Origin of the sequence: Desulfobulbus sp. (genome assembly GCF_030824455.1) — a bacterium.
Taxonomy (GTDB): Bacteria; Desulfobacterota; Desulfobulbia; order Desulfobulbales; family Desulfobulbaceae; genus Desulfobulbus.
On record NZ_JAVBXR010000015.1, the window covers coordinates 41,610 to 67,982 of the forward strand.

The 26,373-nt window shown below is 59.8% G+C and carries 26 protein-coding genes and 1 other RNA gene; 14 read left to right on the forward strand and 13 right to left on the reverse strand.

The window, feature by feature from the left end:
* From RCH93_RS02620 to RCH93_RS02660, 9 genes are all read right to left on the reverse strand, one after another.
* On the reverse strand, positions 1–288 hold the full coding sequence (locus RCH93_RS02620) for an HU family DNA-binding protein (RefSeq protein WP_306546756.1): 288 nt from the start codon (positions 286–288) through the stop codon (positions 1–3).
* Positions 289–408: 120 nt separating this feature from the next.
* Positions 409–1,152, reverse strand: coding sequence for a pseudouridine synthase (locus tag RCH93_RS02625; RefSeq protein ID WP_306546757.1), 744 nt, complete (start codon positions 1,150–1,152; stop codon positions 409–411).
* Positions 1,153–1,200: 48 nt separating this feature from the next.
* Entirely contained in the window at positions 1,201–2,982 is a 1,782-nt protein-coding gene (locus RCH93_RS02630; RefSeq protein ID WP_306546758.1) for a UbiD family decarboxylase, read from the reverse strand.
* A 30-nt stretch (positions 2,983–3,012) separates the two neighbouring features.
* Positions 3,013–3,216, reverse strand: a complete 204-nt coding sequence (locus RCH93_RS02635; protein ID WP_306546759.1) for a hypothetical protein — start codon at positions 3,214–3,216, stop codon at positions 3,013–3,015.
* A gap of 36 nt (positions 3,217–3,252) precedes the next feature.
* A complete protein-coding gene (locus RCH93_RS02640) occupies positions 3,253–3,669 on the reverse strand; it encodes a secondary thiamine-phosphate synthase enzyme YjbQ (protein ID WP_306546760.1) in 417 nt (138 codons plus the stop codon).
* Between the two features lie 5 nt (positions 3,670–3,674).
* The gene (locus tag RCH93_RS02645) at positions 3,675–4,118 is read right to left on the reverse strand and encodes a glycine zipper domain-containing protein (RefSeq protein ID WP_306546761.1); all 444 of its coding nucleotides are present in this window, start codon (positions 4,116–4,118) and stop codon (positions 3,675–3,677) included.
* Positions 4,115–5,470 (reverse strand): DNA recombination protein RmuC, encoded by a 1,356-nt coding sequence (gene rmuC, locus RCH93_RS02650; protein WP_306546762.1) that lies wholly within the window; start codon positions 5,468–5,470, stop codon positions 4,115–4,117. Before rmuC ends, RCH93_RS02645 begins: the two co-directional genes overlap by 4 nt.
* A gap of 32 nt (positions 5,471–5,502) precedes the next feature.
* Entirely contained in the window at positions 5,503–5,808 is a 306-nt protein-coding gene (locus RCH93_RS02655) for a chaperone modulator CbpM (RefSeq protein WP_306546763.1), read from the reverse strand.
* A 1-nt stretch (position 5,809) separates the two neighbouring features.
* Positions 5,810–6,754 carry a DnaJ C-terminal domain-containing protein gene (locus tag RCH93_RS02660; protein WP_306546764.1) on the reverse strand — a complete coding sequence of 315 codons (945 nt, stop codon included), beginning with the start codon at positions 6,752–6,754 and terminating at the stop codon, positions 5,810–5,812.
* A gap of 135 nt (positions 6,755–6,889) precedes the next feature.
* Here RCH93_RS02660 and RCH93_RS02665 point away from each other — a divergent pair, with 135 nt between their 5' ends.
* The 5 genes from RCH93_RS02665 to gap all read left to right on the forward strand — a co-directional run bounded on the left by RCH93_RS02665 (position 6,890) and on the right by gap (position 11,937).
* On the forward strand, positions 6,890–7,444 hold the full coding sequence (locus RCH93_RS02665) for a shikimate kinase (protein WP_306546765.1): 555 nt from the start codon (positions 6,890–6,892) through the stop codon (positions 7,442–7,444).
* Between the two features lie 41 nt (positions 7,445–7,485).
* A complete protein-coding gene (locus RCH93_RS02670) occupies positions 7,486–8,250 on the forward strand; it encodes a cyclopropane-fatty-acyl-phospholipid synthase family protein (RefSeq protein ID WP_306546766.1) in 765 nt (254 codons plus the stop codon).
* A gap of 100 nt (positions 8,251–8,350) precedes the next feature.
* Positions 8,351–10,012: a glycogen synthase gene (locus RCH93_RS02675; RefSeq protein WP_306546767.1), complete on the forward strand. Its 1,662-nt coding sequence runs from the start codon at positions 8,351–8,353 to the stop codon at positions 10,010–10,012.
* On the forward strand, positions 10,012–10,884 hold the full coding sequence (locus tag RCH93_RS02680) for a hypothetical protein (RefSeq protein ID WP_306546768.1): 873 nt from the start codon (positions 10,012–10,014) through the stop codon (positions 10,882–10,884). The genes RCH93_RS02675 and RCH93_RS02680 overlap by 1 nt, the downstream gene beginning before the upstream one ends.
* Positions 10,885–10,932: 48 nt before the next feature.
* Positions 10,933–11,937, forward strand: coding sequence for a type I glyceraldehyde-3-phosphate dehydrogenase (gene gap, locus RCH93_RS02685; protein ID WP_306546769.1), 1,005 nt, complete (start codon positions 10,933–10,935; stop codon positions 11,935–11,937).
* 148 nt (positions 11,938–12,085) lie between these two features.
* Here gap and RCH93_RS02690 read toward each other — a convergent pair whose 3' ends face one another.
* Positions 12,086–12,256: an ankyrin gene (locus RCH93_RS02690; protein ID WP_306546770.1), complete on the reverse strand. Its 171-nt coding sequence runs from the start codon at positions 12,254–12,256 to the stop codon at positions 12,086–12,088.
* A 254-nt stretch (positions 12,257–12,510) separates the two neighbouring features.
* A complete protein-coding gene (locus RCH93_RS02695; protein ID WP_306546771.1) occupies positions 12,511–14,094 on the reverse strand; it encodes a DUF4407 domain-containing protein in 1,584 nt (527 codons plus the stop codon).
* Positions 14,095–14,445: 351 nt separating this feature from the next.
* On the opposite strand from RCH93_RS02695, the gene RCH93_RS02700 reads away from it, so the two are divergent.
* Positions 14,446–15,018, forward strand: coding sequence for a flavodoxin family protein (locus RCH93_RS02700; RefSeq protein WP_306546772.1), 573 nt, complete (start codon positions 14,446–14,448; stop codon positions 15,016–15,018).
* Positions 15,019–15,023: 5 nt separating this feature from the next.
* On the opposite strand, the gene RCH93_RS02705 is transcribed toward RCH93_RS02700, so the two are convergent.
* Positions 15,024–15,515, reverse strand: a complete 492-nt coding sequence (locus RCH93_RS02705; protein ID WP_306546773.1) for a hypothetical protein — start codon at positions 15,513–15,515, stop codon at positions 15,024–15,026.
* 96 nt (positions 15,516–15,611) lie between these two features.
* On the opposite strand from RCH93_RS02705, the gene RCH93_RS02710 reads away from it, so the two are divergent.
* Both RCH93_RS02710 and dnaA read left to right on the forward strand, forming a co-directional pair.
* Positions 15,612–16,442 carry a nitroreductase family protein gene (locus RCH93_RS02710; protein WP_306546774.1) on the forward strand — a complete coding sequence of 277 codons (831 nt, stop codon included), beginning with the start codon at positions 15,612–15,614 and terminating at the stop codon, positions 16,440–16,442.
* A gap of 775 nt (positions 16,443–17,217) precedes the next feature.
* Entirely contained in the window at positions 17,218–18,537 is a 1,320-nt protein-coding gene (gene dnaA / locus RCH93_RS02715; RefSeq protein ID WP_306546775.1) for a chromosomal replication initiator protein DnaA, read from the forward strand.
* Between the two features lie 33 nt (positions 18,538–18,570).
* On the opposite strand, the gene hemG is transcribed toward dnaA, so the two are convergent.
* Positions 18,571–19,974, reverse strand: coding sequence for a protoporphyrinogen oxidase (hemG, locus tag RCH93_RS02720; RefSeq protein WP_306546776.1), 1,404 nt, complete (start codon positions 19,972–19,974; stop codon positions 18,571–18,573).
* Between the two features lie 181 nt (positions 19,975–20,155).
* On the opposite strand from hemG, the gene htpG reads away from it, so the two are divergent.
* The 6 genes from htpG (at position 20,156) to ssrA (ending at position 26,247) form a co-directional block, all read left to right on the forward strand.
* Complete coding sequence (htpG, locus tag RCH93_RS02725) at positions 20,156–22,048, forward strand: molecular chaperone HtpG (protein ID WP_306546777.1); 1,893 nt, start codon at positions 20,156–20,158, stop codon at positions 22,046–22,048.
* A gap of 186 nt (positions 22,049–22,234) precedes the next feature.
* Positions 22,235–22,612, forward strand: a complete 378-nt coding sequence (locus RCH93_RS02730) for a hypothetical protein (protein ID WP_306546778.1) — start codon at positions 22,235–22,237, stop codon at positions 22,610–22,612.
* A gap of 35 nt (positions 22,613–22,647) precedes the next feature.
* On the forward strand, positions 22,648–23,262 hold the full coding sequence (locus RCH93_RS02735) for a protein-L-isoaspartate(D-aspartate) O-methyltransferase (RefSeq protein ID WP_373693245.1): 615 nt from the start codon (positions 22,648–22,650) through the stop codon (positions 23,260–23,262).
* A gap of 211 nt (positions 23,263–23,473) precedes the next feature.
* On the forward strand, positions 23,474–25,303 hold the full coding sequence (locus RCH93_RS02740) for a GspE/PulE family protein (RefSeq protein WP_306546780.1): 1,830 nt from the start codon (positions 23,474–23,476) through the stop codon (positions 25,301–25,303).
* Positions 25,304–25,374: 71 nt separating this feature from the next.
* Positions 25,375–25,830 (forward strand): SsrA-binding protein SmpB, encoded by a 456-nt coding sequence (smpB, locus tag RCH93_RS02745; protein WP_306546781.1) that lies wholly within the window; start codon positions 25,375–25,377, stop codon positions 25,828–25,830.
* 59 nt (positions 25,831–25,889) lie between these two features.
* Positions 25,890–26,247: a transfer-messenger RNA gene (gene ssrA, locus RCH93_RS02750) on the forward strand.
* The last annotated feature ends 126 nt before the right edge of the window (positions 26,248–26,373 follow it).

Below are 26,373 nucleotides of genomic sequence, written 5' to 3' on the forward strand. Positions count from 1 at the left end.
TCATTTGTCGCTGTTTTTGTTGACCTGTTCGCGCAAATCCTTACCGACCTTGAAAAAAGGCAATTTTTTTGGCTTTACCTTGATTTTTTCGCCGGTTTTCGGATTGCGGCCGGTGTACGATTCGTACTCTTTGACGACAAAACTGCCAAATCCTCGAATTTCAATCGATTCTCCCCTGGCAAGAGCATCGCTCATGGTTTCGATGATTGTGTTGGTTATCGAGGCGGCTTCACGCATGGGAATGTTCATCGCTTCGGCCAAGGCTTCAATCAATTCGGATTTGTTCATTCTTGTCTCTCCCTGCAAGCTCCTCTACGGATTCTCTGAAAAACGCCCGATTCTTCACCTGAAAGACAGCGCATATGGCGCTGTCGTGCAACACGAACTGATTTCAGGAGACTGTTAAATTTAAGCAAGTATGTTTTTGATTGTAAAGGGAATTTTTTTTGAAAAAATCTTTTTTAGATCATTTGGCCCCAGAACCCTGCATTTTCCGAGAGGCAAAGCGCCGAGACGCAGATTGCCGTACGCCGTTCTCTTCAGGTGCAGAACCCGGTGGTTGACGGCCTGAAACATTTTCCGCACCTGCCTTTTTTTGCCCTCGTGGATGACGACTTCCACCAACGTTTGGTCCCGGCGCCGCTGCAGCACCCGGATCGCCGCTGGTCTGGTCCGGACGCCGTCGATCTCAATTCCCTGCGCTAACAGCGTTAATTGATCTGCCGTGGGAACCCCCTGCACCAGGGCTTCGTAGGTTTTGTTCACCTCAAAGCTGGGGTGGAGGATGGCGTTGCCCAGTTCGCCGTCGTTGGTCATGAGCAAGGCCCCTTCGGTGTCCAGATCCAGCCGGCCGACCGGGAAGAGTCGCAACGAAAATTCCTTGATGAGGTCGGAAACAACCGGCCGTCCCTGGGGATCGGAAAGGGTAGTGACATAACCTGCCGGTTTGTTGAGTAGAATGTAGATTTTTTGCTCAAAGGTGATCGGTTTGCCGTCAAAAGTGACGGCATCCAGGGCGGGGTCAATTTTGCACCCCATCTCTTTGACGACCTGCCCGTTGACTTGAATGCGTCCGTCGCGAATCAGTTCTTCGGCGCGACGTCGGGAGGCGATCCCTGCCTTGGCGAGAATTTTTTGCAGCCGTTCTTCCATGACTTCAGGGCAGGTGGGCGAGGGGCGGCATCGAGTTGCTGGCCCCAATCATCGATACTGCGCGGGCAGCATCTGTTCGATTTTTTCGTCCACCTGCTGTTTGGTCGCAGGATCGACTTCGAGTACATCCGTGTACCAGGGCTTCATCCGGCAGTCGAACACAATGGGCGGCTGCAGGCCCACATGGAAGCGATGCACGGTCTGCTCCCGGCCGTGGATGTCGGCTGCGGGTTCGAAGCGGGTGAAAAAGGTCCAGAGAAATTCCTGCAGCGAACAGGTCGCGGCCTCGGTGGAGTCGACCAGAAGAACAACTGGCCAGGAGGCCACGCCAGGGAATTTGGCCAGTTCGGCGGCAAGGGCGGGCGCAGCGTCGTAAGGCGTACCCTGCACAACCAGGGTGCCGGGCAGGTAGACGCGCGGCCGCGTGCAGTGTGCCGGCAGCGATCCGGAAAACTCTTCGGGCAGGTCGCGGTATTTGGCTTGGCCAAGGCCCAGCATCATCGCCTTGGAGCCCTTGTTGACCGAGGGGCCGGTGTAGTCCAGGGTGTCCTGGGAGACGTTGGCAAAGACGAACAGGTCCCGATTCCATTGAATCCGCTCCAGGATGTGCTGCCAGAGGCGCGGGAAGTCGGCCACGTCGAGGCTGCCGTCGGTGACCAGAAGGAACTTGGTGAGCGAGAGTTGCCCTTCGCCGAGAATGCGCAGGCCGGCGGCAAAGGCCTCCCGCGGGTAGCGGTCGGCGACCCTGGCGGCGGCCAGGCAATGAAACCCGGTTTCGCCAAAAGTTTTCAATTGGACCACCCCCTTCATCACCAGCGGAAAGAGAGGGCTGAGCAAATCCTGGAGGAAATCGCCGATGAAATAATCTTCCTGCTTGGGCCGCCCGACCACGGTGGCGGGGTAGATGGCGTCCTTGCGGTGGTAGAGATGGGTGGTCTGGAAAACCGGATAATCGTGTTGCAGCGAGTTGTAGCCGTAATGGTCGCCAAAGGGCCCCTCGGGCCGCCTGAGGTGGGGCGGAACCATGCCTTTGATCGCGAATTCGGCTTCGGCAACCAGTTGATGGCCGCCCAGAGGATCGGCCACCATGCGCAGCTTCTTGCCCTGCAGCAGCGAGGCCAGGATCAGTTCCGGTATATTTTCGGGCAACGGGGCAATGGCGGCCAGCATCAGGGCCGGCGGGCCGCCAATGTACAGCGTCAAGGGCAGGGGGATGTTGCGCTGCTCGGCTTCGAAGTAATGGTAGCCGCCGCCCTTGTGGATTTGCCAGTGAATGCCGGTGGTGGCGTCGTCAAAGCGCTGGATGCGGTACATGCCCAGATTGTGGCCCGAACCGTCGGGGTGTTCGGTGTAGACCAGGGGCAGGGTGACGAAGGCGCCCGCGTCGGAGTGCCAGGAGGTGAGCATCGGCAATTCGGTCAGGCGGGCCGGCTGTTGGCGGCAATCAAGGATTGGGCCGGATTTGCCCTGTTTGAGGCCGACGCGAAGTCCTTGCGCCAGCAAGGAGCGGGCGTTCCACAGGGAGGCAAGCGACGGCGGGGTTGCGTTTTCCACCAGATTGACCAACTCGCGCACAAAGGTGAGCGGTCGTTTGCCAAAGGCCAGTTCAAGGCGCAGGTTGGAGCCAAACAGATTGGTAACCACCGGGAACGTCGAATTTTTCACCTTGGTGAACAGCAGGGCCGGGCCGCCCTTGGCGATGACCCGGCGATGAATTTCGGCGATTTCAAGGTGCGGGTCAACCGGAGTGTCGATGGTGAGCAATTGGTTGTTGGCGCGCAACACCTCGAGGAACTCGCGCAGATTGACAAGTGAGTGCATGCTGGTCATGGCCTCAATAAGGCGAGTCGCCGTTAGGGTTCAGTCGTGGTGGTGCTCTTCGCCCAGAAAAAGGCGGTGATATTCGTCGCCGCTCAGATGTTTTTTCATAACGTCGGTCAACAGGTCGACGACCTGATGAATTTCTTCTTCGCTCATCCGGGGAACAAGGACGCCGGAGAGTCGTTCGTTGCTGAAATGGTGGAGAAAGGCAATCAGCGATTGCTCGTCGGTAGCGCGATTCATGCCAAAAAACATAGGGATACCGTTGTCGAATAAAAGTCAGCCGGCGATAATTTTCCACCACACCTGGCGGTCGCGAGGGCCATCGAATTCACAGAAAAAAATACGCTGCCAGGTTCCGAGCCGCAACCGTCCCTGGTGGATGAACACCGTGGTCGTTGCGCCGGTGAGCGCGCTCATCAAATGGGCCGGGGAGTTGCCCTCGGCGTGACGATAGGGGTAGCGGGACGGCGTCATCTGATCCAAGGCGCCGAGAAGGTCTCGTTGCACATCCGGATCGGCCCCTTCGTTGATCAACAGACCCGCAGTGGTGTGGGGATTGTAGAGATGCACAATCCCCTCTGGGATGCCGCAGGTCGCGACGATTTGGTGCAGCCGTCCGGTCAGATCGATCATCTCCAGGCGTTGCACGCTGGCAACCGCCAGTTCACCGGCTTGGCTGGTTGTCGGGTGCACGTTGATTACTGCTGCAACTGCCAGGAGCCGTATTCGTCGCGACAGGCGGTGCTGTAGGTCCGCTGCGGTTTGCCGTCGATCACGGCTTCAATTTCCGCCCGTCGGCAGACCCGATGGGTGCTCTGGTTCTGGTAGGCCGGTTGCGGCGTGACCGTGTACTGGTTGCCGTTGTCGGGATTGACCCAGGACGAGCGCTGATTGGAAACGCCTCGTTCGTAGGTGTGGTTGAGTTGTTCCCGGTCGTATTTGTCCATCTCGTTGCCGACAATGTATCCCAGCATGCCGCCCACTGCCGCGCCGATCAAGGTGGCGCCGGTGTTGTGGCCGATGGCCTGGCCGATCAGGGCGCCGGCCGCTGCGCCGCCAACCGCGCCGGTTTGCCCCTTGGTGGCGCAGGAGGAGAGAACGAAAAGGGAAAGCAGGGCGACAACAAGGCTTAAGTGTTTCATGGCGTTTCTCCTGGTGCGGAAGAGAGGTGCTTGAGGGAGTCCGGCAGTTCCTTGCTTGACTGCACTCCCAGGTGTTTCAGCGCTTCGGCCTTGGCGATCAAATTGCCCTGGCCGGAGGTCAGTCGGTTGCGCGCCGTGTGCCAGGCCTGCTGCGACTGATCGAGACGAAGGCCAATATCTTCAAAGGCTTCGGCGAAACCAACGAACTTATCATAAAGACTCCCCGCTTGTTTGGCAATCACTAAACTGTTGCGGTTTTGCTCGTCCAACCGCCAGAGATGATGGATGGTTCTCAGAATCGCCAACAGGGTTGAGGGGCTGGCCAGAATCACTTTTTTCTGCATGGCGGCGACCAGAATTTCCGGTTCCTGGGCAACGGCCAGCTGGAACGCCCCTTCAATGGGGATGAACAGCAGCACGAAATCAAGGGAGCCGGAGCCGGTGAGCTGGTGATACTGCTTGCTGGAGAGCAGGTTGACGTGTTTTTTAATCGAATCCAGGTGTTGCTTGATCTGCTGCTGTTTGGCGCCGCCGTCCCGGGCGTTGTGCGCGTCGGTGAAGGCCTTGAGCGACACCTTGGCGTCGATGACCACGGTCCGGTTTTCAGGAAGATAGACCAACACGTCGGGTTGATACATCGCGCCGCCGTCCACCTTGCAGGCAACCTGGACGGCAAACTCCGTGCCGTTGCGCAGGCCGGAGGCCTCCAGCAGCCGGCTCAGCACCATTTCGCCCCACAGTCCCTGTATTTTGTTGCTGCCGCGCAGGGCCTCGGTCAGGTTGGCGGCGTCGGAACTGACCTGCTGGTTGAGCTGCTTGAGGTGCTCGATCTCCTTGATCATGGAGACTCGGTCCCGCGCGTCGCGGTCATAGACCTCTTCAACCTTTTGCTTGAACTCCAGCAACTGATCGTGAAAGGGGCGGAGCAGGAGGTTGAGCGACGATTCATGTTGCTTGTTGAGTTGTTCGCCTTTTTCGCTGATGATTTTACCGGCCAGGAACTGGAAATCGTGCTCAATCTGCTTGCGGGCCTCGGCCAGCAGCAGTTCCCGTTCCGCCACCTGTTGCTGCATGGCCTTGCAGGCCGTTTGCAAGGAGGCGTTGTCGGCGTCGATTTCTCGGCATTCCCTGGCCAGTTGGTTGCGCTCGGTGCGCAGCCGCTGCAGTTCCGCGTCAAAGGCGCGGGATTCATCCTGCAGTCGTTCCAGACGGAGCGAAAGGATCAGCTGCCGGCGTTGGGATTTGTTGTGGGCCAGGAGCAGGCACAGGAGGGCAAAGACCGCGCATGTTGCCGTCCCCAGGAGAAAGGAGAACAGCTCAAGGTGGTCAAAGGGCGGCGGCAGCGGCGGCACGGCAAGGAGTGCGTGAAGGGAGCAAACGCCAATCAGCCGCGACGGGAGAATCGGCGCAATTCCTCGATCTCGTCGAGCAGATCAAGCACCAGCGCGCAGCCCGGCAGGTTGACGCGCAGATCGTTGTGCAGTCGCACGGCGGTTTGCACCCGTTTGACGGCGACAAAGGTAAAGCGCCATTCACGCGGCGAATAGCCCTCGGGGGTGATAAGCCCTTCGTCGACCATGTTGTGAATGACTTCCGCGTGGACGCCGCAGAATCTGCAGAGGTCGGCAAGCGTGCAGTGGGTTTCTTCATTGAGGACCATGCCCTGGATGTAATTTTGTGATTCGGTCATATCATATCCCCATTGCCATTCGAGGGTTCAACGGCATCAGCTCCGCCATGGCCGCGTAGAGCTTGCGTTGCTCGTCGGTCGTTGCTTCAGGAACAACAATCCGCAGGGTGACGATCTGGTCGCCGTGATGACTGCCGGCCGACAACCCCTTGCCTTTGAGACGCAGTTTTTTGCCGCCCTGCGATCCTGGCGGTATCTTCACCTGCACGTTGCCGCCCAGCGTCGGCACGGTGAGGCTCGCGCCGAGCGCCGCCTCCCAGGGCGTGATCGGCAAGGTGAGGTGAATGTCGCGTTTTTCGGCGTGAAAGAGGCGGTCTTGCTCAAAGGCGATCTCCAGATACAGGTCGCCGGCGGGACTGCCGCCGTGGCCCGGCAGGCCCTGCCCCTCCAGGCGGATGCGCTGCCCCTCGACAATGCCCTTGGGGATGGCGACGTTCAACCGGTGGGGGCTGGCGCTGACGCGGCCGTTGTCGTCAACCACCGGGCGGTTGAGGGTGATGGTTTTTTGCGCTCCCTGGTAAGCGTCGGTCAGCGAGATCAGGATTTTGGCGTGCTGATCCTCGCCTCGCATCCGAAAGGTGCGCCGACCTTGGCCGCCCGCATGATCGCCGCCAAACAACGATTCAAAAAAATCGCTGAATTCGCTCGCGTCTGCGCCGGTGTAGCCGGCCCCGCGAAACTCGAACCCGGCGTCCCAGTTGGGAGGCGGCTCGAAATTCTGGCCGTCGCGCCAGTTGGCGCCGAATTGGTCGTAGGCGGCTCTCTTTTCCGGATCCTTGAGCACTTCGTAGGCCTCGCCGGCGGCTTTGAATTTGGCTTCGGCGTTCGCTTCCTTGCTGACGTCGGGGTGATACTTGCGCGCAACCTTGCGATAGGCCTGTTTGATCTGGTCCTGCGAGGCGTCGCGGGCCACCCCCAATGTTTGGTAATAGTCTTTGTATTCCATGGCGCTCCCCGGTCACGGTGAACATGCATTATTTCACTAAAAATAAGAATAGCTCATTAAAAAGAAAAGAAAAAAATCTCGGCGACCGCTTTCCCCTTGAAGTGCGGCCTGCCTTTCTTTTATGCTGGAACAAGAATGATTTTCTGTGACCCCATAAAGAACATCGTCTTGACCGGCTTCCGGGCCACGGGCAAGACCTCGGTGGGCAAGGCGCTTGCAGCGCAACTCGGCTGGAGCTTTTTAGACGCCGACAGTCTGCTCTGCACCCGATTGGACGCCGACGTCGCCGAGGTGGTGGCACGTCGCGGCTGGCCGTTTTTTCGTCAGGCCGAACGCCAGCTGCTGCAAGAACTCTCCGCAATGACCAACACGGTTCTGGCGACCGGCGGCGGCGCCATAGAACACCAGGACGAATGGCTGCGGCTGCGCGCCTGTTGTTTTGTCGTTTGGCTCGACGCCGATATCGACACCATCAGCGGGCGGATTGCCGCTGATCCCGCGTCTGCAACCCAGCGCCCCTCTCTGATTGGCGGCGTTTCTGCTCGTGATGAAATAGAAACATTGCTCAAACAACGCCGGCCGCTTTATGCCGCAGGTTCTGATCTGCGTCTTGACGCCGTTGGCGCCTCGCCTCCGGACTTGGCGGCGCGCATTGTCGAAGCAATGGGGCGGCGCGCAACAAGTTGTTAGGCCTTTATTAATTTTTTTTTCGCCCCAAGGAAATGTACGCAATGGACATCCCACGGATATTCAACATCACGGAGAGTGCGCACCGCATCCATAACCCGTTCACACCTGAAAAGTTTGCTACTCTCGGTACGGCTTTGCGCCTGGAGCCAGAGGACCGTGTTCTGGATCTCGGCAGCGGCTCGGGTGAGATGCTGTGCACCTGGGCACGCGACTATGGCATTGTCGGCACAGGCGTCGACATGAGCCAGTTGTTCAGCGAGCAAGCGAAGCGCCGCGCTGAAGCACTGGGGGTCGCTGATCGCGTCGAGTTCATTCATGGCGATGCTGCTGGTTACGTCTCCAGCGAGAAGGTCAGCGTGGCCGCTTGCGTTGGGGCCACCTGGATTGCCGGAGGAGTCGCTGGCACGATCGAACTTCTTGCGCAAAGCCTGCGCACCGGAGGCATCATCCTCATCGGCGAACCTTACTGGCGGCAATTGCCGCCAACGGAAGACATCGCCAAGGGGTGTCTGGCCAACACAATCTCTGACTTCCTTGTGCTGCCGGAACTGGTCGCGTCTTTCGGCCGCCTAGGCTACGACGTTGTGGAAATGGTGCTGGCCAACCAGGACGGCTGGGACAGATACGAGGCGGCCAAATGGCTCACCATGCGCCGATGGCTTGAAGCCAATCCCGACGATGAGTTGGCGGAAGAGGTGCAAGCAAAATTGACCTCGGAGCCTGCGCGCCATGCAGCGTACACCCGTGAGTACCTTGGCTGGGGAGTGTTCGCGCTGATGCCGCGGCGTTGCCTCAACCAGGCCTAACAATTCATCAAAGCCGACGCCGTTTCGCGGCGCGGCTTAATTCAGACGATAGGCGTCGCGCGTTCAAGCTGCTGTGCCGCGGACGCGGCCAAAGGATGTTATGCAAATCGACGGTAACACAGAGGGCGGGCGGAACGCTGTCCGCTCGATATGGATGGTCAGCCGCGAATACCACGGCCTGGCCGGCGCCGGCGGCGTGAAGGACGTCTGCCGGCAACTGGCGGAAGCCCTGGCGAGGCACGGGCGCGCTTCGGTCAGTGTGGTGATGCCGCGCTATGGTTTCATGGATGCTGATCGCCTTGGGTTTTCGCTTGAGCAGATCGGTGACAAGAGCGGGGTGATCGGCGGCCGGCGGTACGAACATGTGTTTGAAGTGGACATGGATTACACCGCTGAGGAACGACGGGAGATTGTGGCGGTCTGGCGCAAGGAAATCAACGGCGTCGCGGTCGTGTTGATCGAGGCGGAGCGGTTCGCGGCCAAACGCGGGGTCTACACCTACACCGAAGAGGAGGCGAAGGAGGCGGCGTGGCAGCGTCGCGGCGAAGGGCATTATGATTATTTTGCCATGAACATCCTGCTGCAGAAGGCGGCCCTTGACCTGATGATCCTTTTGGAGGCGCGGCCCGACGTGATCCACTGTCAGGACGGGCACGCCGCGGTTCTGCCGGCGATGATGCGTGAAAACAGCGGCTATCGGCACTATTTTCACCGAACGGGCGCAGTGGTCACCATTCATAACGCCGGGTTGGGGTACCATCAGGAAGTGGGCGACCTGGCCTTTGCCCATGCCGTGACCGATCTGCCGTTGAGAGTCGTTATGAAGGCCCGGCTTGGCGGCAGTTTTGACCCCTTCATCGTTGCCTCGGACTATGCGGTGCTCAACACGGTCAGCGAAAATTACGGCCGGGAATTGCAGCAGACGCCGGACGATGCGCGAACCGGCTGGCTCGGGCACGCCTTACTGAAGCGGGGCGTAACGCTGGCCGGCGTCACCAACGGCATTGATCCCGCCTCATTTGATCCGACCCAGCCCAGGCGCCTGGGCTTGACCGCCGGCTACGACGTGCTGGCCGGCGATCTTGTCGGCAAGCAACAGTGCAAGGCGGCCTTGTTGGATAGGATTGCCGCGCGCGGTCCATGGGACGAGGTGCGGCAGTTCGGCGGCTTGAGCGCCGCCACTGACGCGCCGCTGCTCACCTTTATCGGCCGGTTGACCACGCAGAAAGGGGTGGACGTGCTCATTGAGGCGGCTGGCGAGCTGTTGCTGGCCGACGGCTCCTGGCAATTGCTCGTCTTTGGCTCCGGCGCGCCGGAATTTGAGCTGCAGCTGGAGCAATTGGCAACGCTTGGCCCAGGCCAAGGCCGGGTCTGTTTTCTTCAGGGGTATGATCCCGTCTTGGCCAACAGCGTTTATGCGGCCGGTGATTTTTTCCTCATTCCGTCGCGTTACGAACCGTGCGGGCTGACCGACTACATTGCGCAATTGCTTGGCAATCTGCCGATTGTCCATCGGGTCGGCGGTCTGGTCAAGGTGCTTGACGGCGAAACCGGATTTTCCTACGGCGACAACACTCCGGCCGCGCTGACGGCGGCCATTCTCCAGGCCCTGGAAACGCATAGGCGGGAACCGGAAACCATCCGCTCCATGCAACGGGGCGCTGTGAAACACATCCTGCAACGGCACACTTGGGAAAAAGTGATGGAGGCCTATGTGGGGCTGTATCAGCAGGCAATGCGGATGTGTTGCCGGGAGCGCTAGTGGCGAACGGCTGCGGCTTCGCGCCGCCGGCAGACCGGCGCGGCGGCGATTGGTTCGAGGGGCGCAGGAATCATTTTGTCCGTCAGTTGCTTGACGACGCCCTGGAACTGATTCGCTGGTTCCAACAGGTGCAGAATTTGCACTCGGCCTCGCGTCCTCGGGACCACGCCGACGGCTCCGGCAGCGGCTCGCAGGAAACGCGGGCGGAGTTGTTGCGGCAATGCACCGCCATGGTCGGGACGGAAACCCGCAAGGGCGGGTTGTGGCAGCTGAAGGACCTCTGCCATCAGATCTGGCCGCGAGAAGAACCGGGGCAACCCGCCTACGGCGTTCTCCTTGATTGGTTGGTCGGCTCGCTTTTTCACGAGGCCGTGAAGCTCAAGGAAAACCTCTACCTGCTCAATAATTACGGCGCCGCAGTGGTGGAGGGCAACACGGCCTTGTTGGGCGACTGCTGCCTTCGGACGTTTCCCCCAGGGCTGCTTGCGTCGGACCTCAGCGTGCTGGTCGGCGGCATCGCCCAGCAGATGGAACGCGTCGGGCTTCTTTTCGGACAGGTGAGCCGTGCCATCCGCGCCATGCTGCCGGAACTAATCGGCAACGCCTTGATTGTTCGCTTGCTGGCGGAACGGGAAGCGGTGGTGACCGAGCTCTGGGGGGAATCGCTCGAGGCGATTTTCAGCGATGTTTTGTCCGGCGGAGCTGCGGCCGGGTTCTGCTTGGCCGGCGAAAGTTACCTGCGCGGGCAGTGGTTTCGTCAGGCGTTGACGATGTATGAGAGAGCGTTGGGCTGCGACCGGCAGTGCAACGAAGCAAGAGTTCGTGCAGCACATCTCAAAGCCGTTTTGCGGGAAGATGGCGCGGCGGTTTGAGCGTATGCAGACAAGTCATCCCTAATTTTACATGAGGAGTAAAGTGCCATGGCGATAAAAGTGGGTATTAACGGATTTGGTCGAATTGGAAGGAACATCTTTAGAGCGCTGAGCAAGGACCCGGCCTTTGCCGACATTGAGATTGTCGGCATCAACGACCTGACCGATGTGAAAACCATCGCGCATTTGATGAAGTACGACTCGATTATGGGGCGGTCCGAGCAGCAGATTACAGTGGGAGAAAACGGCATTGTCGTCGATGGGCGGACCATTCCGATTACCAGTTGTCGCAAGCCGGGCGAGATCCCCTGGGCAAGCGTCGGCGCGGAATATGTTTTGGAGTGCACCGGGCTGTTTTGCGACATGGAGTCGGCCAAGGCCCATATTGACGGCGGGGCGGCCAAGGTGATCATCTCGGCCCCGGCCAAGGGCGAGGTGAAAACCATCGTCATGGGCGTGAACGAGGACGAATACGACCCAACCGTGCATCACGTGGTGTCCAACGCCTCGTGCACCACCAACTGCCTTGCCCCGGTGGCCCAGGTTATCCTGGACAATTTCGGCATCAAACGGGGATTGATGACCACGGTGCACGCCTACACCGGCGATCAGCGGTTGCTCGACTTCCCGCACTCCGACCTCCGCCGGGCTCGCGCCGCCGCCATGTCGATGGTGCCGACCAAGACCGGCGCCGCTGCCGCAGTGGCCCTGGTTATCCCCGAATTGAAGAATAAATTTGATGGATTGGCGGTGCGCGTGCCGACCCCGGACGTGTCTTTGGTGGATGTGGTGATCGAGGTCGAACGGGAGACCACGGTGGCGGAGGTGAACAAAGCCCTTGCCGCCGCCGCCAACCGGTACCTGGGATACTCCGAGGAACCGCTGGTTTCAATCGATTTTCAGGGCGATCCTCACTCCTCGATTGTCGATGGGCTGTGCACCAAGGTGATGGGTACTTCGGTCAAGGTCATGAGCTGGTACGACAACGAGTGGGGCTATTCCAATCGCATGCTCGATTTGGTGTTGCACATGGAGGCCAACAAGGCGCTGTAAGCTCTCCGACCAACAAAGGCTCATGCTCCCCCCGTTTGGAAAGGGGGCGCAAAAAAAACCGGGTTGCCGGCTCAGAGAAATGAGCCGGCAACCCGGTTTTGCTTTGTAAGACGTTGCTGCGTCTTGCAGGCGTCAAACGTACAAGGTTTTAGTCGGCTACATGCCCTGTGCCGTTGCAGGTCGGGCATTTTTGGTCAGGCGTGCACACCTGACCATCCGAGTTTTTGCCTTTCCATTCACTGCTGGTTTCACAGACGCCCTCGATTACTTTTTTTCCCATACAGGTCGGGCAGGTGGTGGTCTTTTTTTCTTGGGTCATAGCGCTCTCCTTGTTGAAGGTTTTACGTGATAATGTTTCTTGTAATCAACTGTAGTTTCCTGCAGCGAAAAAGCAAGAGCCTAAAAAAGGAAATCGTAAAAACCTTGTAGGATTCCGCTTAATTGACGAAATTTTAAAAAAATACAGCGGGCCGCAGGCCAAAAAGCGCCCCGCAACACGTCCCTTGCGGCAGCGTTGCGGGGCAAAAGCGGAACAGGAGACAGAGGGCAGAGAGCAGGCCCGGGAGCACTGCGCTAGGCGTCGCGCCGTTGCGGCCCAGCCGCGCCGGCATCCCCTTGCGAGCCGTTTCCCCCGGGCAGGTGGGCGCGCAGCAGCAACTCGGCGATCTCTTCGGAGTTGCGCAGATCAACCCCGTCCTGCACGGCGGGGGCAGGGCCTTGGCGGGGTGTTGCTTTAGCCCAAGAGGCGGCGTAACGGGGATACTCTTCTTTCAGGGCCGCCAGATTCTGACCGGCGACCAGTTCTGGAAATTCAACCAGGACGTCATAAGGTCCGGGCCGCGACATCACCTTGGAAAGAATGGCGATCAGATCAAGCAGAAACAGCACGCCAAAGACGATGCTGAATTGAAACAGGGCCGCCATCCACTTGTAGCGCTGCACAATCGGCTCCACGCCTTCGCCGTCGGCCTCGGGCACGAAGATGACCTTGAACAGGCCGATGGTTTCCTCCATGGGATCGAAACTGCCCTCCGCCTTGGCATAATAACTCTTGAGCACCGGATCGAAACGCAGCTTGTGACTGGCCATGCGCTCGGCCTGCTCGCTTTCGGCCTTGGCGATCGCCTGGTTCATTTTGTCGATGCGGGCCTTCCGCTCCTCGGCCGCGGTCACAAAGGAGGCCCGCTTGTCCGCGTCAAGCGCCGACAACAGATCCTTGGGCGGTTCCGCCGGAAGGGCCGCAGCCGCACGCCCCAGCAACTGCTCGTAGCGCTGGCGCGCGACCTGTTCGGCCTTGGTCAGCAACTGCAGATCCCGCTCCAACTCTTTGAATTTGGCGCCCTGTCCCGGCTTGCCCGTGCCGCCCCGATCCGAGCCCAGCCGCCCGCGCGCCTCGTTTTTGAGATCCTGTTCAACCTCGCGGATGCGCGCCGAGGCCTGTTTCCATTCCGCCAAGGCGGCGGCCGCCTCCTGGTCCAACCCCTGTTTTCGACTGCGGGCGTTGTCGTCCTGCTGGCGCACGGTCTGCTTGGCCAGTTCCTCGGCATAGAGATTCGCGTCCACGGGGCCTGCGGCCTGCTCCTGCTTGAGTTGCGCCTGCAAATTGGTCAGCAGCCCGGCGTCGCGGCTCTCGATCAACTCCCGCTCTTCCCGCTCCTTGCTCTGCAGATCGTTCAGCCGGGTGCGGTACTCGCCCTGCAGGCGCTCCTTAATCGCGCCCTGATATTGCTCCAGGCAGAAGGGGAAGGCGATGGCCACGCTGATCACCGCCGCCAGGCCGACGCGAAAGCAGACCTGGATCAGCTTGCGCCGCCACGGCTGGAACGGCCGATAGGTAGCCATGAGGATGCGGTCAACATTCATGACGATAAAGGCCCAGACGAGCGCGACCAGCAGGGAAACTATCGGTCGGGACGATTGGAAACGGCTGGCGGCGTATAGGTACATGCCGAAAAAAGCCAGCAGGGTGGGGACCAGCACCGAAGAGCCGAGCACTGCGATGCGCTCCCGCTCGCTTTCCGGCAGTTGGTCCAGGGTGGCCTTGCGCGCTCCGGCCAGCCAGTAGAACAGGGCCAGCGGCCAGGGCCAGCGTCCGGACGCGGGGACCGGACGGGCGGTTAATCGTTTCAACATCTCGATATTGGTTTTCAAATTCATAGCGCTACACTCCCAAGGCCGCCGTGCAGGCGACCGGGACACGGATTGAGGTTGATTGTCGTCATCTGGTTTGGATGTTCGGATAGGAACTTCGGGAGGCCGAAGCGGAGGAACCGCTCGGGGATGCGGCGACCTGGCCCGCCTCGAACAACAGCGGCGGGTGGGAAAAATAATACCCGAAAAACAGTCTGCTGGCGAGAGGAATAACAAAAATGAAATTCACGCCGCGTCTACTTGCCCAAAATTCCCTGGAAAAATAATCTACGGGTTCGTACAATGCAGTCGCTTGCATCACCTCGTGGCCGCTTCGACCTCGCGCGCCAACCAGATCCGTCAGCAAAGGACATTCTCTTGAAAATCATCAACATCATGGGCAGCCCGAGAAAAAACGGGGCCAGTTCCCGCATCGCCCGAGCCTTCACCGAAACCGCAGCCGCCTACGACGCCGAGATCACCGACTATCCGCTCAACAGCATGCAGTACCGAGGATGCCAGGGATGCGAAGGCTGCCACACCCGCGCGGACCGCTGTGTGCTTCGAGACGACCTCACCCCGGTGCTCGACGATCTCTTTGCCGCCGACGTGGTCGTCCTGTCTTCGCCGATCTATTTCGGCGACGCCTGCGGCCAGTTCAAATCGTTTTTTGATCGGACGTGGTCCCTGATCCAGACCGACTCGGCCCATGAGGAGGAGAACGGCAGCCGCTTGCCGCCGGGCAAGATCGCCGTGCTTATTCTCTCCCACGTCGATGCGGCGGACGCGCACAACGATGTGCCCCAACGCTATGCCATGTATCTGGAACTCTATGGCTTTGAGGTCAGGATCATCACCGCCTCGGGCCTGCGCCTGCAATCAAACGCCGACGTCGACGCCCAGATAACCGCGGCGGCGTCCTTGGCGCGCGAACTGCTGCGGGCGGAATAAGCCGCCTACCGTCCGATTGCCCCGTCGCCGGCAATGGCTGCAAACACCGCGTCGCCCACGGCCACGATTTCCGGCCGATAGCGGGCAAAGGTCAGTAACCGGGCACGGAGCGCAGGATAGGCGTCCACGGGCAGGTTTCCCTGGATGCAGAGGGCCAGGATGAGCATCATGGCGTTGTAATGGCCGAGATTCTGCCGCCGCGCGGCCCGCAAAAGGCCCCCGTCCTCGGACAGCACCGGCAGCCCGAGCGTCTGCGCCGCCTGGCAGACGACCTGGTCTGTGGGCCCGGTCGGGGCGGCGTCCCAATACACCAGATCCTCCGGGCTGGAGCCGTATTCCCTGGCAACTTGGGGAATGACCACCAGGCGAAAGCAGGAGGCCGCGCGCGGCAGGAACGCCAATCGCTGCAGGTAGATCAGGGTTGAGGTGTCTGTGACCCCGCCCCGCAGCTGCCGCAGTTCCTGGATGAGCGTTTTTCTCTGTGTCGACGCGCTCACGCGAGCCCCCCATGCTTCGTCAATATGGGCAGATTGATCCAACCAAGGCCACAACCGTACGACGATTCCCGCCTTGCCGCAACCCAGGAGATTTTTATGGACCTGCACTTCACCATCAACCGCGACCTCTGCATCCAGTGCGGGGCCTGCGTTGCCGATTGCCCCTTTCACATCATCGAAATGGCCGACGACCTCCCAGCGCTCAATCCTGCCCGAGTGCATCACTGCATCCGTTGCCAGCACTGCCTGGCGGTCTGCCCCACCGGGGCCCTGTCCATCTGCGGCAGCAACCCCGAACATTCCATGCCCCTGCCGGAGTCCCTACCCAGCGGCCGGCAAATGACCGCGCTGATCCGTGGGCGGCGCTCGGTGCGCCATTATCTGCCGGAACCGCTGGATCCAGGCGTCATCGACGACATGCTCCGCACCGTGGCCAATGCGCCCACCGGCAAAAACAAACAACAATGCCTGTTCACCGTGATCGACGACCGCGAAACCATGGTCCGCTTCCGCCGCGAAACCATGGAAGGCCTGCGGCAGGCGGTGGCGGGAAAACGGCTTTCCGAGGGGCTGAGCTATTTTCGCCACGTGGTCACGGCCTGGGACCAGGGCCGCGACATCATCTTCCGCGACGCGCCGCATCTGCTGCTGGTTTCCGCCCCGCAGAGCGTCGCCACTCCAGACGCCGATCTGTTGATCGCCATGAGCTCTTTTGATCTCCTGGCCGCGTCCATGGGCATCGGCACGCTGTGGAACGCCATGATCCGCTGGGCCTTTTCGGTGATTGAAACCGACATGTACCGGCGACTGGGCATTCCCGACGATCACGTCAAAGGCTACGCGCTGCTCTTCGGTCGCCCGGCGGTGCAGTACCATCGCACGGTGCAGCGCGACCAAGCCCAGATCAATCGGGTGCAGTTGGCCTGAACACGCACAAGACGCCCAACCCGACGTCGCCGCCGCGGCCGCCTGTCGGCGGCGACGTCTCCACCCATGCATGCGCCGATCTTCCGCGCCCTTGCGCGCCGGCCTGCCCCCAACCGAACCTCCTCGACTCTACCCGTCGGCGCCCTCCACGTCCATTCCTGCTGACCAGGCCCTGACGGCCAGGATCGCTTCGCACCGTTGTCGTTCCCCTCAGGCTGCGTTTTTACCGTGCTCTGTTGCCCGGAGCCGCCGAGCGCGATCAAGGCGCCGACGCTCGGTCGCGAAAAATAACGCAGCAGTAGTCTTTCATGTTGTTTTTACGATATAAATTAAACGGTTCGGCTTTGAAGATTTTTTTCTTCGTCTCTTCTGCGCTGAAACTATGGAGTGAGAAGGGCTTAAAGAATCCCATCGCCGGCTAAGATGAAAATGGAGCATTATCGAGCTTTGGAGAGTTAACAAGAGGAAAAGAGAGATAAAAATTTGTTGGCAACCTGTTGAAAACTTTTTAACCATCCATCTATTTATTTGGTATTTTTACATTTTTTGCAATTTTTCCCAAAATCAACGCTTTCGCTAAGGGTTGCGGGTTTGCCCCCTTGTAAACCCTGTTGCCTGCAGGGACTTCCCCATTGTGCACAAACTTCTTGTTTGCAGCATGAAATCGACGCAAACGGCTTTTGACCGGCGCGGGGTTTTTCAGTAGACAGACCTCATTCAATCGGCCGACAACCGGTCCGCTAAGATTGTTCATTATTACAGGAAGAAAAAACCTATGTTGTGGAATGCGATTAAAACCTCTTTGCACGGAGCCTTACCGGAAAGCGAATTCGGCCTGTGGATCAAACCGCTGGAATGTCGGCGGCACGACGATCAGGTGCTGGAGCTTGTCGGGCCGGACCGGTTCTTCTGTGCCTGGGTGGAAGATCGCTACCTCGCGCTGATTCGCAGCAAGGCCTCTGAAGTGGGCGAGATCGCCGATGTGCGCATCAACGTGGCCGACGCCCCGCCGCTGCGGGTTGAAACCGGCAAGGGCGGTCAATTGCGGCTCCCTGGGGTGGTCAGCGGCGGCCCTCGTCTACGCTCGCTCCATCCGGCCTTCACCTTTGACCAGTTCATGGTCGGCGAATCGAACATCCTGGCCCGTTCCGCCTGTCAGGCCCTGGCCACCGGCGATTCCACCTTTGGCCACTGCCTGTTTATGAACAGCACCACGGGCCTGGGCAAAAGTCATCTGACCCAAGCGGTGGTCCATCAGGTGCTGCGCTCCGCGCCTTCCACCCGGCTGCACTACCTGACCGCCCAGCAATTTTCGGCCGAGATGGTCAAGGGCATCCGCTCCAACTCCATGGAGCAGTTTTCCAAAAAATACATCAACGACTGCGACATGTTGCTGGTGGAAGACGTCCACACCCTGACCGGCAAGAACAAGACCCAGGAAGAACTCAACACCATCCTCGATTATCTGATCAAATCCGGTCGGCGAGTGATTCTCACCTCGGCCCTGGCCCCGACCAAGTTGGCGGGCATTGACGACGATTTTCGCAGCCGCATGACCTCGGGCCTGGTGACCGGAATTGAATCGCCGGATTACGCCACCCGGGCGCGGATCATCCGCCACAAACTCCAGTTGCACGGCTTGGGCGGCGACGACGATCTGGTGGGTTTCATGGCCGAGACCCTGCAAGGCGACGTGCGCCGGATGGAGAGCGCCATCATCGGCATCAAGGCCAAATCCTGCCTGCTGGGCGCGCCGCCGGACATGAGCATGGTTCGGGACGTTATCTACGGTTTGATCGGCAACGCGGTGGAAATTACCGGCGAAACCATCCGCGATCTTATTGGCCGTCAGTTTCGGGTGAGCGTCGAGGACCTGCGCTCGCGCTCGCGCAAACGCTCCATCACCTTTCCCCGCCAGATGGCCATGTACCTCACCCGTAAGTACACCGACAAATCGCTGGCCGACATCGGCAACATGTACAACCGCGACCACTCGACCGTGCTCTACGCCATCAAGACCATCACCAAGGACATGTCGCAGCAGACCACGGTCCGCGAGCAGGTGGAGTTGCTCTGCGCCAAGCTCAAGAAATAAGACCGATTTCCCGACCGGCCCCGGCCGCAGCCGTTAAAAGTAGACCCCTTTCACCTCCGCGCCTTCAGGTCCCCTGTCCTGGGCGCCGATCCGCAGCGCCATCCGTCGCGCCTCTTTGACCATATCGTTGATGCCGATCCCTTTCCAGCCAAAGCCGCAGAGGTGGAGGCCAGGATGGGCGGCGTGGACCGCGTCGCGCCAGGCCAGCAGGCCGGTATAGCCGGCCTCCAGCTGGGGAATGCCGGCTCGGGGCCGAAGCACGGCGCTGAAGCTGGGCGGCGGCAGTTCCATCAATTGGCCGAGATCCTGGAGCACGCCTTGGATGAGCTCGTCGTCGCTTAACTCCAACCGCTCGGGATGCCGCCGGCCACCGACCAGGGCTTCCAGCAGATGGCAGCCTTGCGGCGCCCGGCCGGGAAACATGTGCGAGGAAAAGAGCGCCCCCAGAGCAAAGCGCTGTTCCGATTCCGGCGCCAGATAGCCAAAGCCAAAGGGAATCCGGGCCCGGTGGTCAAATCCTAGCAGCACCGAGAGAATCCGGGCCTCGGGGATGCTGCTCAAGGGCGGCGGCGGCAGGACCCCGTCCAGCAGGGACAGCGCCTGATTCACCGGCAGGGCCAGCACCAGATGGCGGCAGGTCAACTCCCCCTGGTTGGTCGCGAGCCGCCAGCCCTCGCCCTCCGGCTTCACCTCCAGCACGCCCCGGTCGTATGCCAGACGTCCCTGCGCCGCCAACCCATCGGCCAGCCGCCCGGGCAGCATGGCCATGCCGCCGCTGAAGCTGGTCATGGCCGGCAACCCCTTCCTGCCGGTTTTACCTCCCTTGTTCCCCCTGGCGGCGCGCATTTTTTTGAACACGCCGCGAATCACCGAGCCGTGGGCACGCTCCAGATCCCGCACTCCCGGCATAACCGCGTCGATCGAAAGCCGCTCGATGTCGCCGGCATAGGTGCCGGTGTACACCGCATCGGCAAAGGGCAGCAGGGCCTTGCCGAACCGATGCGACACCCATTCGGCCACCGACGGCTCGCCTGCCAGCGGCGCGGTCCACAGATCGGCCAGCACCCGCAGCTTGGCGCTCCAGGGGATCAGCGGCTGACGGAGAATCTTGAGCGGCTGCTGCGGAATGCATTGCAGACGGCCGCCCAGGCAGACATAGCGGACAAATCGGTCCAGCGGCGCGGTGGTTGCCTCCGCCTCCAGCCCGGCCAGTTGGATTAACTCCCTGCTCTCCTCGCAGTTGTCGAGAAACCCATGCGGCCCCCATTCGGCCTGGTAGCCACGGTCGTGATAGGTGGCGACGGCGCCGCCCGGTTCGGTTGCCTGCTCCAGGACCAGCAGGTTCAGCGCCGGCTGCTGCCGGAGAACAAAGGCGGCGGCGCTCAGACCGGAGAGGCCGGCGCCGACTACACAGACGTCATAATTCGATAAATGCATGGTGTTTTGTGACTGTATTAGCCGTTTTCAGGCGGTTTTTGGTTATCTTGACAGTGGTGCATTCGTGCTTACCATTTTGCCCGGATAAAGGGAAGACCCTTTATCCCCTGGTATTGCCTGGAAATCTTCTCGTTTCCCGGCCCTAAAACTCCATCACACCCCATTATAGAGGAACAGCCCCATGTCAGAAACACAGGTTGAAACCAAGCAGTTTCAGGCGGAGACCAGAAAGGTCCTGGATATTGTCATCAACTCGCTTTACACCGAGCGCGACATTTTTGTCCGCGAGTTGGTGTCCAACGCCGCCGACGCCCTGGAAAAATTCCGGCACCAGAGCCTGATCGAAAAAGTCGAGTTCGACGCCCATGTGCCCCTGGAAATCACCATTGACTGCGACGACAAAAAACACACCCTGACCATTGCCGACACCGGCATCGGCATGACCAAGGACGAGTTGGAGACCAACCTCGGCACCATCGCCCATTCGGGATCGTCCCATTTTTTCGAGCAATTGGCTGAAGCCGCCAAGAAGGACGTCAACCTCATCGGCCAGTTCGGGGTTGGCTTTTATTCGGTGTTCATGGCCGCCAAAACCGTGAAGGTGCAGACTCGCTCCTGGAACGGCGGCGACGGCTGGGAATGGGCCTCGGACGGCGGCGGAACCTACACCGTCAGCCCCTGCGCCGGTTTGCACCGAGGCACCAAGATCATCATCGAACTCAAGGACGACGCCCAGACCTACGGCTCCAAGTTCACCATCGAGCGGATCATTCAGCAGTATTCGACCTTTGTTCCGTTCCCGGTCAAGGTGGAGGGAAAAACGGTCAACACCGTCCAGGCCATCTGGACTCGCTCCAAGAACGAGATCAGCGAAGAGGAATACAACGAATTCTACAAGTTCATCGGCACGGCGGCCGACGAGCCCTTGTATCGGCTCCACTTTTCCGCCGACGCGCCCCTGGCTATCAACGCCCTGGTCTATGTGCCCAAGGAAAATTTCGAAGTCCTGGGCATGGGCCGGATGCAGCCCGGAGTCAACCTCTACTGCCAGAAGGTGCTGATCGATCAGCACAGCGAAAACATCCTGCCCGAGTGGCTCCGTTTCCTCAAGGGCGTGGTCGATTCCGAGGACCTGCCGCTCAACATTTCCCGGCAGTCGCTGCAGGACAACGCCCTGGTGGGCAAACTGCGCCGAGTGCTGACCAAGCGAGTGATTAAATTCCTGGGCGAAGAGGCCGGGCGCGACAGCGCCAAATATCTTGAATTCTGGAAGACCTTCGGCATCTTCATCAAAGAGGGGGTGACCTCGGATTTCGAGCATCGCACCGATCTTGCCAAGCTGCTCCGTTTTGAGTCCTCGGCCAGCGAGCCCGGCGCGATGATTTCGCTGGATGAATATGTCGGCCGGATGCGGGAAGGCCAGGACAAGATCTACTACATCAACGGCCCCAGCCGGGTGGCGGTCGAATACGGCCCTTACGTCGAGATGTTCAAGAAGCGGGGCGTTGAAATCTTCTACACCCTGGAGCCCATCGACGACTTTGTGCTCAACCATCTGGGCGAATACGACGGCAAGAAACTGGTGTCCGCCGACCGCGCCGATCTGAGCCTGCCCGAGTCGACCGAAACCACGCCCGAAACGGAAACCAAAGAGAGCGGCGCGCCCCTGGACGCCGGCCAGATCAAAACCCTCTGCCAGTGGATGAAAGAGGCCCTGGGCGAACGCGTCCAGGAGGTCAAGGTCTCCAGTCGCCTGGTGGACAGCCCGGCCATGATCGTCAACGTCGACGGCTACATGACCAGCTCCATGGAGCGGGTGCTCAAGGCCTCCGGTCAGGCCGAAACCTTTGGCATGGGCTCCAAGAAAGACATGGAGATCAACGCCGCCAGTCCGCTGATCAAACAGTTGGCAAGCCTGCACGAAAACGACGCGGCGTTTGCCCAGGACGTGGTCGAGCAACTTTACGATAACGCCATGATTCAGGCCGGCCTGATGGTGGACCCGATGGCGATGGTGCGGCGCAACTACCGCATTCTTGAGCGGGTGACCGGCGGCAGCGGACCTGCTGTTTAAGCGCCGTTTTCGCAGCGCTTGCCCCTCTTGCAGAAGGTCCAGCCGGCGCTAAGCCAACGTGTAAGGCGTCGGTTTTTGGTTTGATTTCTGCATGGGGCGAGAGTCTGACCTTGAAAAAAGGTTGTGTTCACGATATAGGAACACAACCTTTTTTAATTTGCACGGATTGTTCCTGGAGGGAATTCGATGCGTTCAACCCTGTTTATGTTCTTCCTTGCCCTTCTTTTGCTCTCCGGTTGTTACTCCAAACAGGTGCGGCATCTGGCCTCCGACGCCGCCTTGATCAAGCCGGGACAATCATCGGTCAAGGATGTGCAGAAATACCTGGGCGAGCCCAATGGCCGGCGGGAGATCTCTCCCGGCGTCAGTGAATATGTCTACTATGAGGACCGCCCTGGATTATTCGGCAACATGCCGGTCCTTGGGCCGATGGCGGGCCCCGGCGGCTACGAGATGATCGTGGTCACCATTGAGAAAGACATGGTTAGCAACTGTGAATTTCGCAACTTCAACGAGTCCGACCGCAAGTGGGTCGAAGATTTCACCTGGGAAGAGGTCAAGTGAGCCCACCCACCAGCTTTGACATCAACCGGGAACGGATGATCGAAGAGCAGCTGGTTGCCCGAGGGATCAACGACCAACGGGTGCTTGAAGCCATGCGCACGGTCCCTCGCCACCTGTTTGTCGAGGACGCCATTCAATCCCATGCCTACGGCGATTTTCCCCTGCCCATAGGCAATGGCCAGACCATCTCCCAGCCCTATGTGGTGGCGCTGATGACCCTGGCCCTGGATCTTAACGGATCGGAAAAAATCCTGGAGATCGGCACCGGCTCCGGGTACCACGCGGCGATTCTTTCCCGTCTTTGCAGCAAGGTGTTCACCGTGGAACGGATCGACGGCCTGGTCGGTCGGGCGCGCAAGGTGTTTGATCGGCTCCGCTACCACAACATCGTGTCGCGCATCGACGACGGCACGGTGGGCTGGCCCGCCGAGGCCCCCTTTGACCGCATCATCGTCACCGCAGGCGGGCCGCGCATTCCCGAACCCCTGATTGCGCAGCTGGCGGACCCTGGCCGCCTGGTCATGCCGGTTGGCGGCCAGGACGTGCAGGAGTTGCAGGTGGTGGATAAAAAGGACGGCGAAATCAGTGTAACCACCCTCGAACAGGTGCGTTTCGTCGACCTGATCGGCGCCCACGGCTGGCCCAACTAAGCCGGCGCGCTTTTCCCGCCGCCTTTTCGCCTCCAGTCGCGTTCGTTCCGCCTGGTCGCGCCTCTCTGCCTGTTCCCCCATCTTTCTCAATCCGATGCGCCCCGAAGACTGGCCCGGCGCTGAAAAGCCTTGCTTCTCCTGCGTCAGCCAGGGAAACTGGGAACACCATTGACGCCGTCTTTTCCTGTCGACCCAACCTCCAACGGACATTATGTCATTTCTCAACAGCGACGCCCTGCTCGATTTGCTGGTCAAAGAGCAGACCATCACTGCCGAACAGCGGCAATTCATCGTTTTGCAAAAAGGCAAGCAGCGCCAGAAATTGCTCAAGCAGTTCGGCGGCCGCCGCCAGGAAGACGAGGCCCGGCAGGACAAGGGCTTCCCGGACCTGGTGGACGTCATCGTTTCCCTGGGCCTGGAAAGCGCTGGTCCGCCCAAAGCCGCCTTGACGGAAGAGCTGATCATTCGCGCCGTCAGCCGCGGGCTCAAAATTCCGTTCAAAAAGCTCGACCCTCTGGAGCTGGACATGGACACCGTCACCAAGACGATTCCCCGCTCCTTTGCCGTCAACCACCTGATCCTGCCGGTGGGCGTGCACAACGGCGTGCTCGAGGTGGTCACCTACCACCCGGACAACCGCCACGTGCTGGACGACATCGAGCGGGCCAACCAAGTGAAGGTGCGGCCCTATCTGTCCACCCGCACCGACATCAAGAAAATCCTGGCCGAGTTTTTCGGCTTTCAGCGCTCGATCACCGCCGCGGAATCGCAGTTCGGCGGCCCCGCAACCTCGGCCACCGTTGACATCGGCAACCTCGAACAGTATGTGCGTCTGGCCACCACCAAGGAGCTCAGCTCCACCGATCAGCACATCAAAGCGGCGGTCAACCACCTGTTCAGCTACGCGCTTGAGCAGCGGGCCAGCGACATTCACATCGAACCCAAACGCAACGTCTGCCTGGTGCGTTTTCGCATCGACGGCATCCTCCACACCATCTACAAGCTGCCCAAGGCGGTCCATTCCGCCATCACCTCGCGGATCAAGAGCCTGGCGCGTCTGGATATCGCCGAAAAACGGCGCCCCCAGGACGGCCGCATCAAGATTGGTCGACGCGAAGAGGGCCAGGAAGCGGAAATTCGCGTCTCCACCGTGCCGGTGGCCTTTGGCGAAAAGACGGTCATGCGGATTCTCAATCCCGACGTGATCTTTCAGCAGTTGGACAACCTCGGCTTTTCCCGGCGGGACCGGGCGGTGTACAACAATTTCATGACCGCCGCCCACGGCATTGTGCTGGTGACCGGCCCGACCGGCAGCGGCAAGTCGACCACCCTCTACTCCACCTTGAAACAGATCGCCTCGCCGGAAAAGAACATCGTCACCGTCGAAGACCCGGTGGAAATGGTCCATGAGGACTTCAACCAGATTGCGGTGCAGGCGCAGATCGACGTCACCTTTTCCACCATCCTGCGCAACATCCTCCGCCAGGACCCGGACATCATCATGATCGGCGAGATTCGCGATCTGGAAACCGCTTCCCATGCGGTGCAGGCGGCTCTCACCGGGCACCTGGTTTTTTCCACCCTGCACACCAACGATGCGGTTTCAACCATCATCCGGCTCGAAGACCTGGGGCTGGAACCCTTCCTCATCGCCTCGACCATGCTTGGGGCCTTGGCGCAACGGCTGGTGCGGCGGATCTGTCCGCACTGCGCGGAACCCTACACGGTTGACGCCGCGGGGCTGCGCAAACTGGGTTTTCCGGTGATTGGCCGGGAAACGGTCGAGCTGACCCGGGGCAAAGGTTGTTTGCAGTGCCGCAACACCGGCTATCTCGGACGATTGGGCATTTTTGAAGTGTTCCCTATGTCGGAACAGCTGAAAAAAATGATCGCGGCCCGGGCCAATGATTCCGACCTGCGCCAAGTGGCCATCCGCGAAGGCATGACCACTTTGCGCGAGGACGCCTGGCGTAAGGTGCAGGCTGGCCTGACCACGGTGGAGGAGGCGCTGCGCGTCACCGGAGAAATGGACGCGGCGTGATTTTTCCGTGGCGTTCCCGCAAAGACGACCTATAGTGGCCCCATCAGAGCCAATCAGGAGCATAGCGTACAATGGGACAAAAAATCGTCAGCAAAAACAAGAAAGCGTTTCACGATTACCACATCGACCAGATTTTCGAGGTCGGCATGGTGCTCAGCGGCGCGGAGGTCAAATCGTTGCGGGCCGGCAAGGCCAATCTCCGCGACGGCTACGCCCAACTCAGGGACGGTGAAGTTTTTCTCCACAACGTCCACATTTCACCCTACTCCTTTGCCACCCTGGTCAGCCAGGACCCGCTTCGGGTGCGCAAGCTGCTAATGCATCGGCGCGAGATTCGCAAGCTGATCGGCAAGTTGCATGAGAAAGGGATTGCGCTTATCCCCCTCAAGATATACTTTATTGACAACGGTAAGGCCAAATTGGAATTGGGACTTGCCCGCGGCAAAAAGCTCTACGACAAACGAGCGGCCCTGAAAGAGAAGGATTCCAACCGCGAGATGGAACGCTCCTTGCGGCGCGACGACTGATTTTCCGGGGCGGTTTCTGCTTGGTCTGCCACTAAAAAAACTTAACAATACGCAAATATGGGGGCGAAACGGATTCGACGGGGATATTGAAGCCTAATGTTGCATGCCGAGTTTCTGTCAGCTCGTAAAAATGACGGAAATAAATATAATCGCAGACGATTATAACTACGCACTGGCAGCGTAAGCTGCTGTGCCGTTCCACCGGTCCTTGCCTGTAGGACCGGATTCGGGGCGTCGACTCAACAGGCTGGTTGACCGTGCTTGCCTGGAGCGCGGACGATGAGATTTCTCAGGCTGGCATCCGAATATCCCGGTTCCGGGTGAGAAGCGGATGCGAGACTCAATCCTGGAACTAAGCATGTAGAGACATAGGGGGAGAATTTTCGGACCCGGGTTCAACTCCCGGCGCCTCCACCATTTTATAATTCAGCAACATCGCAGGAAAGGTAAAACCCGTAATCCATTGAGGATTACGGGTTTTTTTGTTGTCCGATCTTGCTCATTGTTATACCGTCAAGGTCTGATTCAGCCAGCCGGCGCATT